Source organism: Streptomyces sp. NPDC079141 (genome assembly GCF_040686775.1).
Lineage (GTDB): Bacteria > Actinomycetota > Actinomycetes > Streptomycetales > Streptomycetaceae > Streptomyces.
In genome coordinates, this window is the sequence record NZ_JBFBLP010000024.1 from 38,893 (window position 1) to 57,452 (window position 18,560).

At 71.1% G+C, this 18,560-nt stretch carries 18 protein-coding genes; 6 read left to right on the forward strand and 12 right to left on the reverse strand.

The annotated features are described in order from the left end of the window. Positions 1–69: 69 nt before the first annotated feature. Positions 70–1,269 carry an epoxide hydrolase family protein gene (locus AB0Q90_RS38905; RefSeq protein WP_363164445.1) on the reverse strand — a complete coding sequence of 400 codons (1,200 nt, stop codon included), beginning with the start codon at positions 1,267–1,269 and terminating at the stop codon, positions 70–72. A gap of 123 nt (positions 1,270–1,392) precedes the next feature. Here AB0Q90_RS38905 and AB0Q90_RS38910 point away from each other — a divergent pair, with 123 nt between their 5' ends. Then, positions 1,393–1,875, forward strand: a complete 483-nt coding sequence (locus tag AB0Q90_RS38910) for a VOC family protein (protein WP_363164446.1) — start codon at positions 1,393–1,395, stop codon at positions 1,873–1,875. Positions 1,876–1,923: 48 nt separating this feature from the next. Here AB0Q90_RS38910 and AB0Q90_RS38915 read toward each other — a convergent pair whose 3' ends face one another. Next, on the reverse strand, positions 1,924–2,808 hold the full coding sequence (locus AB0Q90_RS38915; protein WP_363164447.1) for an NAD(P)-binding domain-containing protein: 885 nt from the start codon (positions 2,806–2,808) through the stop codon (positions 1,924–1,926). A gap of 50 nt (positions 2,809–2,858) precedes the next feature. Between AB0Q90_RS38915 and AB0Q90_RS38920 the strand changes: the two genes are divergently transcribed. Continuing rightward, positions 2,859–3,281 carry a MerR family transcriptional regulator gene (locus AB0Q90_RS38920; protein WP_363164448.1) on the forward strand — a complete coding sequence of 141 codons (423 nt, stop codon included), beginning with the start codon at positions 2,859–2,861 and terminating at the stop codon, positions 3,279–3,281. On the opposite strand, the gene AB0Q90_RS38925 is transcribed toward AB0Q90_RS38920, so the two are convergent. The 7 genes from AB0Q90_RS38925 to AB0Q90_RS38955 all read right to left on the reverse strand — a co-directional run bounded on the left by AB0Q90_RS38925 (position 3,275) and on the right by AB0Q90_RS38955 (position 10,086). Then, on the reverse strand, positions 3,275–3,847 hold the full coding sequence (locus AB0Q90_RS38925; RefSeq protein ID WP_363164449.1) for a DinB family protein: 573 nt from the start codon (positions 3,845–3,847) through the stop codon (positions 3,275–3,277). The genes AB0Q90_RS38920 and AB0Q90_RS38925 overlap by 7 nt on opposite strands. A 53-nt stretch (positions 3,848–3,900) precedes the next feature. Continuing rightward, positions 3,901–4,326 (reverse strand): VOC family protein, encoded by a 426-nt coding sequence (locus tag AB0Q90_RS38930; RefSeq protein WP_363164534.1) that lies wholly within the window; start codon positions 4,324–4,326, stop codon positions 3,901–3,903. A 130-nt stretch (positions 4,327–4,456) separates the two neighbouring features. After that, entirely contained in the window at positions 4,457–5,341 is an 885-nt protein-coding gene (locus AB0Q90_RS38935) for an SGNH/GDSL hydrolase family protein (protein WP_363164450.1), read from the reverse strand. A 95-nt stretch (positions 5,342–5,436) separates the two neighbouring features. Further along, positions 5,437–6,312 carry a geranyl diphosphate 2-C-methyltransferase gene (locus AB0Q90_RS38940; protein ID WP_363164451.1) on the reverse strand — a complete coding sequence of 292 codons (876 nt, stop codon included), beginning with the start codon at positions 6,310–6,312 and terminating at the stop codon, positions 5,437–5,439. Between the two features lie 46 nt (positions 6,313–6,358). Further along, entirely contained in the window at positions 6,359–7,405 is a 1,047-nt protein-coding gene (locus tag AB0Q90_RS38945) for a family 2 encapsulin nanocompartment cargo protein terpene cyclase (protein WP_363164453.1), read from the reverse strand. Between the two features lie 16 nt (positions 7,406–7,421). Next, positions 7,422–8,855 (reverse strand): family 2B encapsulin nanocompartment shell protein, encoded by a 1,434-nt coding sequence (locus AB0Q90_RS38950; protein WP_363164454.1) that lies wholly within the window; start codon positions 8,853–8,855, stop codon positions 7,422–7,424. Positions 8,856–9,078: 223 nt separating this feature from the next. Continuing rightward, a complete protein-coding gene (locus tag AB0Q90_RS38955; RefSeq protein WP_363164535.1) occupies positions 9,079–10,086 on the reverse strand; it encodes a zinc-binding alcohol dehydrogenase family protein in 1,008 nt (335 codons plus the stop codon). A gap of 145 nt (positions 10,087–10,231) precedes the next feature. On the opposite strand from AB0Q90_RS38955, the gene AB0Q90_RS38960 reads away from it, so the two are divergent. Together AB0Q90_RS38960 and AB0Q90_RS38965 are read left to right on the forward strand one after the other, a co-directional pair. Beyond that, entirely contained in the window at positions 10,232–11,032 is an 801-nt protein-coding gene (locus tag AB0Q90_RS38960; protein WP_363164455.1) for a VOC family protein, read from the forward strand. A gap of 35 nt (positions 11,033–11,067) precedes the next feature. Next, positions 11,068–11,760, forward strand: a complete 693-nt coding sequence (locus AB0Q90_RS38965; RefSeq protein ID WP_363164456.1) for a ribonuclease H — start codon at positions 11,068–11,070, stop codon at positions 11,758–11,760. Here AB0Q90_RS38965 and AB0Q90_RS38970 read toward each other — a convergent pair. Continuing rightward, a complete protein-coding gene (locus AB0Q90_RS38970; RefSeq protein WP_363164457.1) occupies positions 11,739–12,563 on the reverse strand; it encodes a tyrosinase family protein in 825 nt (274 codons plus the stop codon). The two genes, AB0Q90_RS38965 and AB0Q90_RS38970, sit on opposite strands and share 22 nt — an antisense overlap. A gap of 34 nt (positions 12,564–12,597) precedes the next feature. After that, entirely contained in the window at positions 12,598–12,972 is a 375-nt protein-coding gene (locus AB0Q90_RS38975) for a tyrosinase cofactor (RefSeq protein WP_363164458.1), read from the reverse strand. Between the two features lie 311 nt (positions 12,973–13,283). On the opposite strand from AB0Q90_RS38975, the gene AB0Q90_RS38980 reads away from it, so the two are divergent. After that, positions 13,284–14,483, forward strand: coding sequence for an FAD-dependent monooxygenase (locus AB0Q90_RS38980; RefSeq protein WP_363164459.1), 1,200 nt, complete (start codon positions 13,284–13,286; stop codon positions 14,481–14,483). A gap of 61 nt (positions 14,484–14,544) precedes the next feature. After that, positions 14,545–15,528 (forward strand): aldo/keto reductase, encoded by a 984-nt coding sequence (locus AB0Q90_RS38985; RefSeq protein WP_363164460.1) that lies wholly within the window; start codon positions 14,545–14,547, stop codon positions 15,526–15,528. A gap of 31 nt (positions 15,529–15,559) precedes the next feature. Here the strand turns inward: AB0Q90_RS38985 and AB0Q90_RS38990 are convergent, their stop codons facing one another. Further along, entirely contained in the window at positions 15,560–18,460 is a 2,901-nt protein-coding gene (locus tag AB0Q90_RS38990; RefSeq protein ID WP_363164461.1) for a tetratricopeptide repeat protein, read from the reverse strand. Positions 18,461–18,560 lie beyond the last annotated feature (100 nt).

Here is an 18,560-nt window from a genome sequence, read left to right on the forward strand (position 1 = left end):
TGACCGCGGACGCCGCCCGTCAGCCCTTTCTCTGCCCGCGGCAGATTCGCCACGGGCAGAGCGCCGCCCTCAACTCGTCTCGCGCAGCTGCCGGAAGAACGCCCGCACGTCCGCCGCCAGCAGGTCCGGCTCCTCCATCGCCGCGAAGTGACCGCCCCGGTCGAACTCCGTCCAGCGCACGATGTTGTCGGTCCGAACCGCCTTGTGCCGCAAGGGGAGTTGCAGCTCGGCCGGGAAGACGGCCAGCGCGGTCGGCACCGTCGACGGCTCGGTTACCCTGGCGGCCCAGCTCGGGTCGTGCGCCCGCTCGTAGTAGATGCGCGCGGCCGAACCCGCCGTCCCCGTCAGCCAGTACAGCATCACGTTCGTCAGCAGCCGGTCCCGGTCCACCGCCTCCTCGGGCAGCTCTTCCGAGTCCGTCCACTCCCTGAACTTCTCCACGATCCACGCCAGTTGGCCGACCGGCGAGTCCGTGAGCGCGTACGCCAGGGTCTGCGGGCGGGAGGAGTGCAGCACGGCGTACCCGGTGCCCTCGCGCGTCCACTCCGCCCACCGGCGCCACGACTCCAGCGTCCGCTCCCGCTCCTCGGCATCGAGCGCGTCCAGCTCATCGGGCGTCGGCTCGTGGGTCGCCTGTGCGCCCGGCAGCAGGTTGAGGTGCACGCCGATCACCCGGTCGGGGTGCAGACGGCCCAGCTCGCGGGAGATCGCCGAGCCCCAGTCGCCGCCCTGGGCGCCGAACCGCTTGTAGCCCAGGCGCCGCATCAGCTCGGCCCAGGCGTCGGCGACCCGGTCCGCGCCCCAGCCGGTGTCGGCCGGCGGCCCCGACAGTCCGAACCCCGGGATGCTCGGTACCACCACGTGGAACGCCTCGGCCGGGTCGCCGCCGTGCGCGGCCGGATCGGTGAGCGGCCCGACCACGTCGAGGAACTCCACGATCGACCCCGGCCACCCATGGGTGATGATCAGCGGGGTGGCGTCCGGCTCGGGGGAGCGGATGTGCGCGAAGTGGACGTTCGAGCCGTCGATGACGGTCGTGAACTGCGGCCACTCGTTCAGCCGGGCCTCGGCCGCGCGCCAGTCGTAGGTGTGCCGCCAGTGCCGGACGAGATCCCGCAGATAGTCCGCCGGCACGCCGTACGCCCACCCGGTGCCGGGCAGCTCGTCCGGCCATCGGGTGCGGTCGAGACGGGCGTGCAGGTCGTCGAGGTCGGACTGCGGGATGTCGAGGCGGAAGGGGCGGATGCTCTCGTCGGGCGAAGACGTCATGATCATGATGCTAGTTCGGGGCGGTGGTGCGGCCACTCGGATTAATCCCCGCGCCGGCCGATGAGTTCCGTGGCGAGGATCGGTCGATACAGATGACCGCGTTCTCTCACCCTGGAGGTACTCATGGCCACCGACGGATTCACCACGTGTCTGTGGTTCGACAACGAGGCCGAGGAAGCCGCCCACTACTACGTGTCGATCTTCAAGAACTCCAGCATCGGCAAGGTCGCCCGCTACACCGAGGGTGCCCCCCGCCCGGTCGGCACCGTGCTGACCGTCGAGTTCACCGCCAACGGCCACCGGTTCCTCGCGCTCAACGGCGGCCCCGAGTTCAAGTTCAACGAGGCGGTCTCCTTCATGATCTTCTGCGAGAACCAGGAGGAGATCGACTACTACTGGACCAAGCTGACCGAGAACGGCGGGGAGCCCGGCCCCTGCGGCTGGCTCAAGGACAAGTACGGCGTGTCCTGGCAGGTCACCCCGACCAAACTCGACGACATGATCAGCGACCCGGACCCGGCGAAGGCGGAGCGCGCGATGAAGGCGATGCTGTCCATGCACAAGATGGACCTCGCCGCCCTGGAGAAGGCGTACGCGGGCGAGTGAACGCCACCCTGTCGGCCGCTCGCACGGGGGAGCGGCCGGCGCCTCGCGTCAGGCGTCGCCGGGCTTGCCGAACTCCTCGATGAGCACCGGATACTGCTCTCCACCGTGTCCGGCGGCGATCGCACGATCGGCCATCGCCTTGATCAGCTTCGGCAGTTCGGCGTTGACACCCACCGCCTCGCTCTCCTCGATCAGGTGCGCCATCGCCCGCGCGTCGGTCTCCAGGGCCGACACCTCGGCCGGGAAGGACCCGCTGTCGATCTGCTCGGCATAACCGGGCAGCCATGCGGCCACACCGGCAGCGATCTGCTGCGCGAACGGCGCAAACGTTCCGGCGTCGACACCGGCCGTCCGCAGCAGGGCCGTGCCCTGGAGCCAGGCGTTCAGCACGCTCCACATCATCGCCAGGCCCGCCACGTCGTACAGGGACGCCAGCCCAGGGTCCGCACCGAGGTGGGTCACGGTGCCCAGCGCGTCGAGCGTCGACCTGTGCGCCTCGAAGTCCGACTCCGGCCCGCTGTGCAGAATCACCGCCTCGGCGGTCCCGATCGCCGGCGGGACGGCCATGATGGCGCCGTCCAGGTAACGGGCACCTCGCTGCTCGGCCCATCGGGCGGCCTCCCGGGCCTGGGCCGAGTCGCCCGAGGTCAGGTTGATCAGCAAGGTGCCGTCCAGCTCGACGTCGCTCGCGCCGAGCAACTCGTGCACGGCCGGGTAGTCGGTGACACAGAGGATTGTCAGGGAACTCGCCCTGACCGCGGCGGCAACCGTGGGCGCCAACCGCGCGCCTTCGGCGACCAATTGGCCGGCCTTGGCGGGCGTGCGGTTCCACACGGTTGTGGGGTGCCCGGCCTTGAGGAACGCGGCGGCGAGTGCCCGGCCCATCAGTCCGAGTCCGATGACGGTCACAGGTGTATCGGCGTTGTTGGTCATGGCAGCATCGTCAACGTTGATACCGGTGTGAAGGTCAAGCGAGGTTTTCGATGCGGATCGGGGAACTGAGTCGCCGGACGGGCGTCAACGCCCATCAGTTGCGCTACTACGAGGCCCAGGGCCTGCTGGAGGCGGACCGTGGCGCCAACGGCTATCGCGAGTACGACGACAGCGCCGTACTGCGGGTGAAGCAGATCCGGCACCTGCTGGGTGCCGGATTATCTTCCGAGGACATCGCGTACGTCCTGCCCTGTGCGGTCGGAGAGGCCCCGCAACTGCCGGGGTGTGCCGAGTTGTTGACCGCGATGCGGACACGGCTCCGGCGGCTGGACGACCAGATGGAGAGGCTCGCCCAGTCCCGCGGCGCTCTGGCCGACTACATAGCCGCGGCCGAGCGCACGGGCGGCGACAGCTATCCACCCCTGGACGATGCCGGCCCGGAGCCCGTCCCCGCCCAGCGCGTGTCTCATTGAAGCTGTATTCGGCGCGGTACGGCTCCGTCCTGCCAGCGGTAGAGGTCGCGCAGCAGGGAAATCTCGGCGCCGTGATGGATCAGCTCCCGGTTGACGTGCAGGACCCTGTTCTCCATGGGAAACCGCTCGGGACCCACCGGGGGCGGATTCTCCAGATCAGCGTCCGAGAGTTCGCGGACCCCCGCGTTCCATCTCCCATACATTTCATCGAGCTGTTTCAGCGCCTCGTCAGCGGTCCCCGCGTAGGCGAATGTCTCGGAGTCGACGTCCTGGCCGCCGAAGTACCATCCGACCCGATAGCCCAGGCAGGAGACGATGATGTGCGCCAGCCGCCAGGCAATCGTGGTCACCGGCGCCGGCACCGGGGCAGAGGACGCGGAGTCCATCGTCCATTGCCCCGAACCTTGCGACATCGGTGCGGCCGACGTGCCACGTGGACGGATGCTCCAGCAGCCGCGCACCGGCTCCCAGAGGTACTCCTCATCGGTCAGACCGTCCAGCCGAGGCCGCAGGTTCTTGCACCAGTACCAGTCCAGTTGGTCCGCGAGCCGCTCGCTTCTTGTCATTTCCGCACACTACATACAACGGAGACCCGGCTACGCCCCTCGCCGACGACTGGTCACCCGATCCGTTCGGCCAGGGCGACGATGATTCCCGCGGGGCCGCGGAGGTTGCAGAGCCGGTAGACGTTCTCGTACTTCGCCACCTCGCCGAGGAGTTCGGCGCCATGGAGGCGCAGGCGGGTGATCGTGTCGTCGATGTCGTCGACGGCGAACATGACGCGGTGCAGGCCCAGAGTGTTGGGCGGCGGGTTGAGGGGTTCGGCAGTGATCGCCGCGGGGGTGTGGAACTTCGTCAGCTCCAGCTTGCTGTGGCCGTCCGGGGTGCGCATCATCGCGATGGCGCTGCGGACCCCGTCGAGGCCGAGCATCCGGTCCGCCGCGCTTCCGTCGATCTGCGCTTCGCCTTCCAGCTCCATGCCGAGCTCCGTGAAGAAGGCGACGGCAGCCTCCAGGTCGTCGACGACGATGGCTACGTTGTCCATCCGCTGGATCGTCACGGGGTGCTCCTTCTTCGTCTTCTGCGTCGCGCAGTCCGTTCCGGCCACTGGTACCCCTGGGACGGAGCCGGTGCCGCATTCTCGACACCCCGGCGTGTCGAAGTTCCGGCGGGATCTAGAGATGCTTGCCGATCACCCGAGTGATCTCCCGGGCGATCCGCAGGATGCCGGGCGAGCGCGCCGGGCACGGCTTCGGTGTGGACGTCGTCGGCGCCAGACAGAAGTGCAGGTAGTCGTCGTCGCGGTGCAGGGCCGTCCGGTCGCTGCCCGCTTCGGTGCAGTAGTCGGGGTGCTCGCGCTCGTACGCCGTGCACGGCAGATGCTGCACCCAGGTGTGGCGGGCCCCGGCGGCGCTCACCGTTCGTCCGGCGTCGGCGACGAGGTCGCCCGAGGCGGCGGCCCGCTCCTCGTAGAGGGCGTTCACCTGACGGACCCGGTCGGGGGTGATCGGATCCGGACCCTGCAGCACCCAGACGATGCGGGCGTCCCCGGCGGCGGCGATCTGGTCGGTGAGCCGTTTCAGGTCGGCCGCGTACCGCCGGAAGTACGTCCCTGGGGCGTCGGCATGGGTGATGCCGTCCATGCACCAGGTGTAGCCCCACGCGTTGCCCCAGAACTGCAGCACCACGAAGTCCGGCCGCACCTTGCGCACCAGGGCGGCCGCCTTGGCGGCGTCCGGGACCAGCGACCGCTCGCCGGTGCCCTCCAGGTAGTCGCACGGCGTGGTGCCCGAGTAGGGGGCGCTCGTGTACGTGGCGCGCAGCCCCTTGCGCAGCTCCTGCCCGAGCACCTGCTGGGCCTCCATGGCGAGTGAGTCGCCGAGGTAGAGCACCACGGGCGCCTTTGCGGGCGCGCTCGGGGTGGCCGGCGCACGCTGGTGGGTGGTGGCCGACGCCTTGGGCAGTCCGGCCGGTGCCTCGGGCGGCGCCGACTGAGGATCCCCGCACGCGCCGAGCAGCAGCACGGCCGACAGCAACCCCACCACGAACGGCTTGCGCATGCGCAACTCCCGCCCCGGACAGCGAAATCGGCTCCCCAGGCAAGCACAGCGGAGCGGCAGGGGGAAGACCCCGGCCGCTCCGCTGTGCGGGTGCCTCAGACCCGGTCGGCCGCGATCAGCAGATACTGGAAGCTGCCGTTCTTGTACGCGGTCAGAAACGTGTCCTCGATCCCCGTCACCAGATGCTCGGCCTGCCGGCGCAACTCCCAGTAGGGGATGGTCGCTTCGGTGAGGTCCTGCACATGGACCGGCACGAGCCGGTTGCGGGCCATGGCGCGGAAGTACGCCGACCGCGGATGGATGTCGCAGATGTAGTGGGCGTTGATCAGGGACACCTCCCGCGAGGCACGCCCGTAGGTGTCGTTGTAGCAGCCGGTGATCACCACATACCGTCCGCCGCGGCGCAGCAGCCGCGCGTGCTCGGCGAACAGCAGGTCCAGCTCGACGTACATGGTGGACTCGTTGTTCCACGAGGCCGTGTACGCCGCGGAGTCGAACCCGGTGTCGAGCATGTCCCGGCAGTGGTACTGCACGCTGTCGTCGATGCCCCGCTTACGGGCCTGCTCGTTGGCGAACTCGGCCTGCTTGGCGGAGAGCGTCACACCGTCCGCTGCGCAGCCGTAGCGCAGATGCGCCACGACACTGCCGCCGCCGCGCCCGCAGCCGGCGTCGAAGACACGGTCGGCGGGGGAGAGGGGCCCGAGCCGGCCGGCGAGCAGTTCGGCCTGGGCGTGTTCGAGGCGGTGCAGCTCGGCGGTGATCCGCTCCTGGCGCAGCTCGGGATCGGAGGTGTCGAGCACCGACCAGTCGACGTCTCCGACGCCGTAGTGGTGGTGATAGAGGTCGTCGATCTTTCCGAGTTCGAGGTTGACCGGATTCTCCTCGGCGTTCCAGTAGGCCGCCACTCGGTTCTGGTACGTGGACTGGGACGGCACCGGTGCTGCCGTGATGCCGGCGTCGGCGGGGGTCAACGCAGGTTCCTCCTGGTGCTTCTGACGTGACGTCAGGGTGGCGGATTTACCAGTAGTCGGGCAGGTGGTAGCGGTGGGTGTTGGTGGCATGCCACTCGTGGTTGCCGGCCACCCAGGCCGCGAGTCCCTCGGTGTAGCGCTCCACGAGGGGCGAGAGCTCGGACAGGGCCGCGGACTCCTCCTCGAAGGCGTCCATGATCCGGTTGTGGATCTCGACGGACCTGAGGTAGGCGGCCTTGAGTCCATGGCGCTCGTTGGCGGCGACGACCACTGGCAGATTCAGGTGGGTCGGGTCGCTCGCCAGTTCCTTGGTGAAGGAGTACAGGTCGTTGACGATCGTGGTGGCGTTGCAGGCGAGCGCCGTGACCCGCTGGATCTCGGGACGGGCATAGAGCGCCTCGGGCAGCTCGTAGCCGTCCACGGCGTCGACGACGGACAGACAAGGGCGGAAGTTGTTGAACTGCCGCATCACCAGGTACTCCCACACGCGGGGCATGTACTCGGTCTCCGCCCAGGCGGCCTCCCCGAGATACCCGAGATGCAGGCGGGCGATGTCGTGCACGAACCGGTCGGTCTGGCTGGGCGTGGCGAAGGCGGCGAAGTCCTTCAGGGCCCAGTGGTAGGAGCGCAGCGGGCCGTCGGCCTGGACGCCGAGCCGCCACGCGTCCTCCAGCTCGGGGACCCCGTGGAACGGGTCGAGCGCCGACTGGGCGATGACCAGCCGCCCGCCCAGACCCCGCGGCGATCCGCCCTTGCCCTCGTCGGCCTCGCAGTAGCAGTTGTCGACGATGTTCTCGGCGAGCAGCAGCTTGCCGGCGGCGGTGAGGCGTTCCAGGTCGGCCGCGCCCGGATGCTGGAGCGCGACGGCCCGGCCGAACTGGAAGCCGGCGAAGTCGCCCGTCCACGCCTTGGGGAACAGCTCCAGGCCGCGGGCCCACGCCTCCAGCCGCAGGTCCACCTCCTTGACCTTCTCGGGATCGGCCGGGACGGCGGGCCGGTAGTGCAGTCCCGGCACGGCACCGGTGCGCCGGGCCCGGACGGAGCGGGCGAGGTTCGGCGGACCGGGTGGCCAGAACGAGGGGGCGGTGGTCATCTGCGTGGCTCCCCCGTCACTCGGCGGTCCGGCCGATCTGGACGTTCTCCAGGATCCCGGCGGCGTCCGGCACAAGGATCGCCATGGAGTAGTAGGCGGTGACGAGATAACGCAGGATGGCGGTGTCGTCGATGCCCATGAACCGTACGTTCAGGCCCGGCTGGTACTCCTCGGGGATCCCGGTCTGGTACAGGCCGACCACGCCCTGGTCCGCCTCCCCGGTGCGCAGCGCGATAATGCTCGTGTTGTGCTGCGCACCGACCGGGATCTTGCTGCACGGGAAGAGCGGCACGCCCCGCCAGGCCGGCACCTCGTGCCCCTCGACATTCACCGTGCCGGGCACCAGGCCGCGCCGGTTGCACTGCCGGAAGAACGCGGCGATGGCCTTGGGATGGGCGAGGAAGAGCCGGGTCTTGCGGCGCATCGACAGCAGCTCGTCGAGGTCGTCCGGGGTCGGCGGCCCGCCGAAGGTGCTGATGCGCTGGTCGTAGGCGGTGTTGTGGAGCAGCCCGAACTCGCGGTTGTTGACCAGCTCCCACTCCTGGCGCTCGCGGATCTCCTCGACGGTGAGCCGGAGTTGCTGCTCGGTCTGGTCCATCGGGTCGTTGTAGAGGTCGGCGACCCGGGTGTGCACCCGCAGCACCGTCTGCGTCAGCGACAACTCGTACTCGCGCGGGGCGAGTTCGTAGTCGACAAAGCCGCCGGACAGCACCGGCTCGCCCACATGGCCGGCCTGTACCGGCACGTCGGCCTCGCCCTTGCGGTTCATGGGCTTGCTCTGCCGGTCGGCGAAGGCCTCCAGGTGGGCGGCGAGCGACGGGGCGCGCTCCACGTACTCCAGGAGCCGGTCCCAGGGCAGAGCCAGCACCAGGCCGGCCGTCTCCGCGCGTACCGAGCTGAGCCAGAGCGGGTCGGGCTGGCCGACCGCCTCGTCGCCCAGTCCCTCGCCGTCGGTGACGACCCCGATGACCTCCTCCTCGCCGTACTTGCCGGCGGTGTAGCGGGTGAAGCGGCCGTGCACGACGAGGTAGGCCTCGGTGACCGGCTGCCCGGCCTCGAAGAGGACCTGCCCGGCCCGCACCTCACGGACCCGGAACCGGGAGGCGACCTCCTTGAGGACTTCGGTGTCGGAGTAGCCGTGCAGCACCGGCAGTTCGGTGAGCGTCTGGGGGATGACCTTCACGTCGTCGGCGCCGTTCTGCTCGAACTGCACCCGCCCGCGGCCGAAGCGCAGCTGCAGACGCCGGTTGACCCGGTAGGCGCCGCCCCGGACGTCGACCCAGGGCAGCATCTTCAGCAGCCACCGTGAGGTGATGGCCTGCATCTGGGGTTCGGACTTGGTGGTCGTGGTGAGCTGTCGGGCCGCTTGGGTGCTGAGGCTGGTGAACGGGGCCGAGGTGGTGGGGGGTTCGTCGGTGGCGGGACCGGTGGCGCTTTCTGGTGCGGACACATTCCCTCCCTGGGGGGTGATCAGGGGTGAACGGAGTGGTCGGTGCGGACGGCAACCTCGTGGCGCGGTGGACAGCACGCGCTGCATGTACAAGGCAAACAGCGGCGGGGAGAGCCGCGTAACCGCGCAAAGGGGGCGTCTTCCCGCCCGGCGAGTGCAAAGCCCCCGGCGTACAGAGCGCGCGCCTGCCGCGCCCCGCGTGCGGGTGAGCGCCCCGCGCGGTTCAGGCCAGGTCGTTCACCAGCACCGCCGCCCCGTCGAACCGCCCGGCCTTGAGGTCGGCCAGCGCCCGGTCGGCCCGCGACAGCGGGTAGGTGTGCGTGGTGGCGTGCACGCCGTGGCGGGCGGCGAGGGTCAGGAACTCCCGGCCGTCCGCACGGGTGTTGGAGGTGACGCTGCGCAGTTCCTTCTCGTAGAACAGCTCGCTCTCGTAGTGCAGCGGGGGCGTGTCGGTGAGATGGATGCCGGCCACCGCGAGGACTCCGCCCCGGTCGAGCGCCCGCAGCGCCACCGGGACCAGCTCACCGGCCGGCGCGAACAGGATCGCGCTGTCCAGCGGCTCCGGCGGCAGGTCGGCGGCGTCGCCCGCCGAGGCCGCCCCCAGCTCCAGCGCCAGCCGCCGGGCCGCCGCACCCCGGGTCAGCACGTGCACGGTGGCGCCCTCGGCCAGGGCCACCTGCGCGCACAGATGGGCGCTGCCCCCGAACCCGTACAGCCCGAGCCGTCCGCCCGCGGGCAGCGCCGACCGGCGCAGCGCGCGGTAGCCGATGATCCCGGCGCACAGCAGCGGCGCGAGCGCCACGTCGGCGAGGTCGCCGGGCAGCGGGTAGGCGAACGCGGCGGGCACCGTCGTGTACGGTGCGTAGCCGCCGTCGGCGTCCCAGCCGGTGTACCGCGAGTCCGGACACAGGTTCTCCGCCCCGCGCACGCAGTACGCGCAGGTGCCACAGGTGCGCCGCAGCCACGCCACCCCCACCCGGTCACCGGCGGTGAAGCCGCTCACGGCCGCGCCGAGCCCCGCCACGACCCCGACGACCTCGTGCCCGGGCGTCACACCGGCCCGGCGCACCGGCAGATCACCCTCCGTGACATGCAGATCGGTGCGGCACACCCCGCACGCCCGCACCCGCACCAGCAGCTCGTCGTCCGCCGGCACCGGCACGGGCTTGTCCACGAGCCGCAACGTCCCCTGTTCCACCGGCCCCGGCTCGGCCACCGACCACGCGCGCATCGTTGCGTCCGTCATGGGGTTCCCCGTCCCGTATTGCGTCGTCCTCTCCAGTCTGAAACGGACCCTGCCGTTCGGCGCGCGCTTCGCGCGGCTCATGGCTAGCGTGAGGAAGCGGACCGACCACCGATTCGGAGAGGCCGCAGTCATGGCTGTACAGCCAGAGGGAACCCCGTGTTGGGCCGATGCGATGTTCACCGACGTCGAGGGAGCCAAGAGCTTCTACGGCGACGTGCTGGGCTGGACCTTCGGCGAGGCGTCGACGGAGTACGGCAACTACACCCAGGCCTACGCGAACGGCAAGGCGGTCGCCGCCGTCGTCCCGCCGATGCCCGGGCAGGAGGGCCAGTCCCAGTGGTGCCTCTACTTCGCGTCCCCTGACGCGAACACCACCGCCGCCCGGATCCGGGACAACGGCGGCGAGGTGCTGATGGAGCCGATGCAGGTCGGCGACTTCGGCACGATGTGCCTGGGCCGCGACCCGAGCGGCGTCGTCTTCGGCGTGTGGCAGGCGGGCGCCCACGAGGGCTTCGAGGCGCCGCCCGAGCAGCCCGGCGCGTTCTGCTGGGCCGAGATCTTCACCCGTGAGCCGGAGAAGTCCGACACGTTCTTCCCGGCCGTCTTCCCGGGCTACACCGCGCAGCAGATGGACGACGACGCGATGGACTTCCGCGTCTTCAACGTCGGCGACAACACCGTGCTCGGCCGGATGAAGATGACCGAGGAGTTCCCGCCCGAGGTGCCGGCGTACATCAACGTCTACTTCTCCGTCGCCGACTGCGACGAGGCCGTGTCGAGGGCCACCAAGCTCGGCGGCATCCTGCGGTTCGGGCCGATGGACTCGCCGTTCGGCCGGTTCGCGGCGCTCAGCGACCCGCAGGGCGCCAACTTCTCGGTGGTCGACGTCACGAACGCCCAGGGCGAGATGCCGGGGCTCACCGACGTCTGACCGGGCGGCCCGCCGGCCCATGGCATGATCGGCACATGCGTGAACGAGCAGTGGCCGCGTGCGACGGGGCTTCGAAGGGAAACCCCGGGCCGGCGGGCTGGGCCTGGGTCCTTGCCGACGAGAGCGAGACCCCGGCCCGCTGGGAGGCCGGGCCGCTGGGCCGGGCCACCAACAACATCGCGGAACTGACCGCGCTGGAACGCCTGTTGGCGGCGACCGACCCCGGCGTACCGCTGGAGGTCCGGATGGACTCGCAGTACGCCATGAAGGCCGTCACCACCTGGCTGCCCGGCTGGAAGCGCAACGGCTGGAAGACGTCCGCCGGCAAGCCGGTCGCCAACCAGGAGCTCGTCGTGCGCATCGACGAGCTCCTGCAGGGCCGCTCGGTCGAGTTCCGCTATGTGCCCGCCCACCAGGTCGACGGCGACAAGCTCAACGACTTCGCCGACCGCGCCGCCAGCCAGGCGGCCACCGTGCAGGAGCCCGCGGGCAGCGCCCTCGGCTCACCGGAGCCGCCGGCCGCCCCGGACACTCCCGCCAAGACGCCGCGCCGCCGCCCCGCGGCCGCCAAGAAGAGCGGCGGCGGTTCCTCCTCGCGCACCATCAAGGCGAAGTTCCCCGGCCGCTGCCAGTGCGGCCGCCCCTACGCGGCCGGTGAGCCCATCGCGAAGAACGCGCAGGGCTGGGGCCACCCGGAGTGCCGGGATCAGGCGGCCTCGAACGTGTAGTGCGGGGTGTGGTCCAGCAGGTCAGCGGGCCGCACGTCGTTCCACGGCTTCATCGTGTCGCCCAGGTCGACCACGTCCGGCGTGCCCGCGGCCGGGAGGTAGGCGGAGCCGGGGTGGCGCCGCTGCCAGTCCGCCCACAGCTTGTCGATGAAGGCGTGGTGCAGCCAGAACACCGGGTCGTTGGGCGATACGCCGGTGCCCATCTGCCCGCCGACCCATACATGCACCCGGTTGTGCAGATTGACCCCGCGCCAGCCCTCCAGATGGTTGCGGAAGCCGTCCGAGAGGCTGTTCCAGGGCGCCATGTCGTAGGTCGGCATGGCGAGCACCGAGTCGACCTCGGCCCGCGTCGGCAGCGGCAGCCCGGAGCCGCCGAGCGAGCGGCGCAGGTAGGTACGGCCGTCGATGCGCACGTTGACCGGCCAGTTGCCGGTGGCCGCCGCGAACGGGCCGTCCATCACCCGGCCGTCCCGACTGCGCCCGGTGCCGCCGAGGAAGTCGGGCGCCCACAGTGAGGAGCGCGCCGTGCGGTCGGCGGTCCAGTCCCAGTAGGGCAGCGCGACCGAGGCGTCCACCGACTGCAGCGCCTGCTCGAAGTCGAGCAGGAATCTGCGGTGCCAGGGCAGGAAGGAGGGCGAACGGTGGCCCGTGCGCTCGCCGTTGTCGACGTCGGACATGATGAAGGCGTTGTGCGTCGTGACGAATTCGTCGTAGCGGCCGCTGCGCTTGAGCTCCAGGACGGCGGCGACGAAGCGCCGCTTCTCGTCGGAGGTCAGGTGCGCCTGGTTCTTGCGGACGGTCATGTGCGGATGCTCCCGAACGTGCTTGAGGGGCGGGTCAGTTGGCGGGGAAGGGCAGCAGGGCGGCGCCCTGGAGCTCGTCGACCGCGGCCCAAGCGGCGGCGCGCGGCGTGGCCACCGGGTCGTAGTGGCTGACGACGCTGATCCAGCTGCCGTCGGCGTTGCGCATCACGTGCAGTTCCATCCCGTCGACGAACACGGCGTAGCCCGCGCCGTGGTCGTGGTGGCCGCCGGACCGGGTCCGGCCCTGTATCCGGCGGCCCTTGTAGACCTCGTCGAAGGGGGCGGGAGCGGAGCCGTCGGGGTGGTGACCGGCGGCGGCTGCGGAGGGCGCGGCGAGCGTGGCGGCGCCGGCCGCCGTGGCGAGGGCGGCCGCGGCGGTGAGCGCGTGGCGGCGGCTGAGTTCGGGCATACGGATCTCCCGGAGCGGTTTCGTTCGATGACTCCGCATGCCTATCCACTGGGCAGTGGGCCCCGCGACCGGTTGGCTGCGATCCGGACAATTACTTACATGTCGTGCAAGGTTGAACGAAGATGATCTTGCTGTGAATCGGGTCCGCCCACCCCGGAAAGGGGAATTCCTGCCGCCGTGCCCCGCGTTCCGGGCGATCTTCTGCCGGGCGGGCGCGCTGTCGGTGGCGTGTCTCACCTGGAGAAACTGGCGCAAACAACTGCTACTGTGCGTCGTCAATTCAACGCACTCGGTAACTCCCAGGGGGATGAGTGAAGGTCGCCTGTGTCGGAGGCGGGCCCGCCGGCCTGTACCTCTCGATCCTGCTGAAACTGCAGGACCCGTCCCACGACATCACCGTCTACGAGCGCAACCCGGAGGGCTCCACCTACGGCTGGGGCGTCACCTACTGGCGCGGACTGCTCGACAAACTGCATGAACACGACCCGGAGTCGGCCCGCGCCCTCGCCGACCACTCCGTCCGCTGGAGCGACGGCGTCGCCCACGTACGGGACCTGACGACCCGCCACAGCGGCGACGAGGGCTTCGGTATCGGCCGCCACCGGCTGCTGGAGATCCTCGCCGCGCGGGCCCGCTCCCTCGGCGTACAGCTGGAGTTCGAGCACGAGATCGACGCCGCGAACCCGCCCGGGGCCGACCTGGTCGTCGCGAGCGACGGCGTGCACAGCGCACTGCGCACCCGCCACGCCGACCACTTCGGCACCGAGCTCAGAACCGGCCGCAACCGCTACCTCTGGCTCGGCACCTCCAAGGTCTTCGACGCCTTCACCTTCGCCTTCGTGGAGACCGACCACGGCTGGATCTGGTGCTACGGCTACGGCTTCGGCCCCGACCGCAGCACCTGCGTCATCGAATGCGCCCCCGACACCTGGACCGGCCTCGGCCTCGACCACGCCTCGGAGGCCGACGGACTGGCCGTCCTGGAAAAGCTCTTCGCCGACGTGCTCGACGGCCATCCCCTGATGGGCCGCTCCGGACCCCAGTGGCTGAACTTCCGCACCCTCACCAACCGCACCTGGCACCGGGACAACCTCGTCCTGCTCGGCGACGCCGCCCACACCACGCACTACTCCATCGGCGCCGGCACCACCCTCGCCCTGGAGGACGCCCTCGCCCTGGCCGGAGCCCTCGGCGAGCACACCGCCCTCCCGCAGGCCCTCGCCCGCTACGAACAGGAACGCAGGGCGGCCCTGCTGCCCGTCCAGAGCGCGGCCCGCTACAGCGCCCAGTGGTACGAGAACCTGCCCCGCTACATCGGCCTGCCCCCGGAGCACATGTTCGCCCTGCTCGGCCAGCGCCACTCACCCCTGCTGCCCTACGTCCCGCCCCAGCTGTACTACCGCGTGGACAAGGCCGCCGGACAACTGGAGGCCCTGCGCCGGTTCAAGCGCTGGCTCGGCCCGAAGCTCGCGAGCACCATGCACACGCGCAGGCTGACCTCCCGCAAGTAGGGACCCGCCCCGCGGAGGCACCGATTCCGCACCTCCGCGGGGCGGATGACAGACTGACGCCATGGACGAGCGCACATTCGACAGGTCTCAGCAGCAGGCATCCGTCGTCGGCCTCGGCACCTGGCAGCTGGGTGCCGACTGGGGAGACGTCGACGACAAGGAGGCCCACTCCGTACTGGAGGCGGCGGCCGAGTCGGGAGTCACCTTCTTCGACACGGCCGACGTGTACGGCGACGGACGCAGCGAGCAGACCATCGCCGGCTTCCTGCGCGGCCGCCCCGACCTGCAGATGCTGGTCGCCACCAAGATGGGCCGCCGCGTCGACCAGATCCCGCAGAACTACGTCCTGGACAACTTCCGCGCCTGGAACGACCGTTCCCGCCGCAACCTCGGCGTCGACCGCCTCGACCTCGTACAACTGCACTGCCCGCCCACGCCGGTCTACTCCACCGACGAGGTGTTCGACGCCCTCGACACCCTCGTCGAGGAGGAGCGCATCGCCGCCTACGGCGTGAGCGTGGAGACCTGCGAGGAGGCGCTCACCGCCATCGCCCGCCCCGGCGTGGCGAGCGTGCAGATTATCCTCAACGCCTTCCGCATGAAGCCCCTGCGCGAGGTGCTCCCCGCCGCCCAGCAAGCCGGCGTCGGCATCATCGCCCGCGTCCCGCTCGCCTCGGGCCTGCTGTCCGGCAAGTACACCAAGGACACCGTCTTCCCGGAGAACGACCACCGCACCTACAACCGGCACGGCGAGTCCTTCGACGTCGGCGAGACCTTCTCCGGCGTCGACTACGCGACCGGCGTCGAGGCGGCCGCCGAGTTCTCCGCCCTCGCCCCCGACGGGTACACCCCGGCCCAGCTGGCGCTGCGCTGGATCATCCAGCAGCCCGGCGTGACCACCGTGATCCCCGGCGCCCGCTCGCCCGAGCAGGCGCGCGCCAACGCCGCCGCGGCCCTGCTGCCGGAACTGTCCGAGCAGACGCTCGCCGCGATCCGGGACCTGTACGACCGGCGCGTCAAGGACCAGGTCGAGGGCCGCTGGTAGCACCTCACGGCTCCCGAGGGCGCAGGGCGGGCTACGCCAGGTCTTCGAGGATCTGGTGGAGCTCGTCCGCGGCCGGCATGCCGAGCTCGGCGTACTGGGTGAGGGCCTGGCGCGCGTGGTGCCGGGCCTTGTCCGGGTTGCCGAGGGCGTGGTGGGCGCGGGCGAGGCCGTGGGCGGCGCGGGCTTGTTCGGGGCGGTTTCCGACCTCGGTGGCCAGGGTGAGCGCGGTCGTGTGGGAGTCGACGGCGAGTGCGGGTTCGCCCAGGGCCTGGGCGGCCTCGCCGAGGCCGTTGTGGGTTTCGAAGTCGTAGCCGCGGTAGCCGTGTTCGTGGTGGACGCGGAGGGCCTGGCGGTGGTGGTCGAGGGCTTCGTCGTGCCGGCCGAGGCGGCGGTGCACCACGCCGAGGTGGTCCAGGGCGGTGGCCGTCCCGCGGTGGTAGCCGAGGTCGCGGTACAGGCGGAGGGCCTGACGGAGGTGGTCGAGGGACTCCTCGTAGCGGCCCTCCTGTTCGAGGACCATGCCGATTCTGCTGAGGCTGGCGGCCTCGCCGACCCGGACGCCGAGGGCTCGGAAGAGGGGGAGCGCGCTGCGGTAGTGCTGGTCGGCCTGCCGGGACCGGCCCTGTCGGCGGTGCAGGTCGCCGAGGTGGTTCAGCACGCGGGCCTCGCCGGCCCGTTCGCCGGTCGCGCGGTAGAGGTCGAGGGCGCGTTCGAAGTCGTCGAGTGCCTCGGCGTAACGGCCCTCGTGCGACTTCAGCCGCCCGAGGTCGGTCAGGGCCCGCGCCTCCCCGGACCGGTCGCCGGCCCGCCGGCACGCCTGAACCGCCTGCGCGTGCAGGGTCCTGGCGTCCTGGTGATGGGCGTGCACGTCGAGGTAGTGGTTGAGGGCGGCGGCCAGGTGGCCGGTGTACGCGGGCCGGCCCGCGTCGGCGGCGTGAACGCCGGCGGCGATGAGGTTGGTCCGCTCGGACTCCACCCACGCGGTGGCGCGGGCGGCGGTCGCGAGCGGAACGGCGGGAGTGGGGGACGGGGGCGGTTGGGGACGCCGCTTCCTGCCCTCGGGGAAGAGCAGATCCATCGCCACGCACGTGGTGTGGAGGAGGTGGTCGAGGAGCCTGGTGACGGCCTCGTACCGGGACTCCTCGGTCTCCTCCGCCCCCGCCGTCGTACGAGCGTGCTCACGCAACAGGTCGTGGAAGGTGTACCGGCCCGGAACGTGCTGAGCCAGGACGTGCGCGTCCAGCAGATCCTCCAGGACGGTCTCGGCCCGGTCCAGCGGCAGATCGGCGAGCGCGGCGGCCGCGTAGGCGTCCAGGTCGGTGCCGGGGTGCAGGCCGAGCAGCCGGAACATCCGCCGCTGTTCGGCGTCGAGCTGCCCGTACGACAGGGCGAACGCGGCCGCGACCCCACGGTCGGCGGTGGCCAGCTCGGACAGTCGCCGTGACTGGTCCGCGAGACGCTCGGCCAGATAGGCGACGGTCCAGCGCGGCCGGTGGTGCAGGCGGGCCCCGGCGATCCGCACCGCCAACGGCAGCAACCCGCACAGCCGTACGACGTCCAGCGCGGCGTCGGGCTCAGCGGCCGCCCGCTCACCGACGATCGTCCGGAACAGAGCGAGGGCGTCCTCGACGGGGAGCACGTCCATCGACAGCGCCCGCGCACCGTCCAGGTCGACGAGCCGACGCCGACTGGTGATCAGGACGAGACTGGGGGACGGGCTGGGCAGCAGCGGCCGCACCTGGGCGGCGTCGGCGGCGTTGTCCAGCACGATCAGGGCCTTGCGCCCGGCCAGTTCGGCCCGCCACAGCGCCGCCCGGTCCGACAGTGAGGCGGGAACGCGTTCGGCGGGGACGCCGAGCTGCCGCAGCAGCATCTCCAGCGCGGCCTCGGCGGTCAGCGGCTCCTGTCCCGCGGTGTGTGCGCGCAGGTCCACGAACAGCTGTCCGTCGGGATAGTGGCCGGCCAGCCGGTGCGCGACGCGCACGGCGAGCGCGGTCTTGCCGATCCCGGCCATGCCGCTGACCGCGGAGATCGTCACCGTCGCGCCGTCGTCCGGGCGCTCGGTGACGAGCCGTTCGAGCTCGTCCGCGCGCCCGGCGAAGTCCGGAAGATCGAACGGCAGGAACGACATGCCTCGCGGCGCAGGCTGCGGGTCCTTCGGCGGTGCGGCCGGGCCGGGTGCGGAGTTGGCCAGGTGGAGGGCCGGGTCGTCGCGCAGGATGCCGGTCTCCAGGGCGGTGAACGCGCGACCGGGATCGAGACCCTGCCGGTCGGCGAGGAGGGTACGGAAGGTGCGGGCGGCGCCGAGCGCGTCGGCCTGCCGTCCCGAGCGGTGCAGCGCGAGCATCAGCTGGACGGTGGCCCGTTCCCGCAGCGGGTGAGCGGCGACCTGCGCGGCGAGCTCGTCCACGAGCTCGTGGTGACGGCCCGCCGCCAGGTCGAGGTCGGCCAGCCGTTCACAGACCGTCAGACGGCGCTCCTCCAGCCGGGCGCGGGCCTCGGCGACGTAGTCGCCGTTGACATCGGCGAGCGCCTGGCCGCGCCACAGCCCGAGCGCGGAGCGCAGCCCGGTCGCGTCGGCGGTCGAGGACAGACGGGTGAACTCCGCGAGGTCGAGCTGCCCCGGCTCGGGCCGGATCACATATCCGCCCGCGCGGGTCTGCAGGGCGTCGGCGGCACCCGCCCCGCGCAGCACCCGGCGGACCACGGCGACCGACGCGTGGATCTGCGCGCGGGCCGAGTCCGGCGCGGACGGCCCCCACATCGCGCCGATCAGCCGCTCGGTGCCGATGACGGTGCCGGCGTGCAGGAGCAGATACGCGAGTACGGCCCGGTGCCGGGGCTCGACGCGGGACACCGGCGCGCCCACGGCGGACACCTCCACCGGCCCGAGGACCGTGTACCGCACACCCGTGTCCGTGCCCGCACCCATGAAAGCCCCCCGATCAGCCGCCCCCGACTCCCCCTCGGGCCTCCATGCGTGACCCATGGAGAAGGCATGGAGAACCTATCAACCACCACGCCCAAGATCG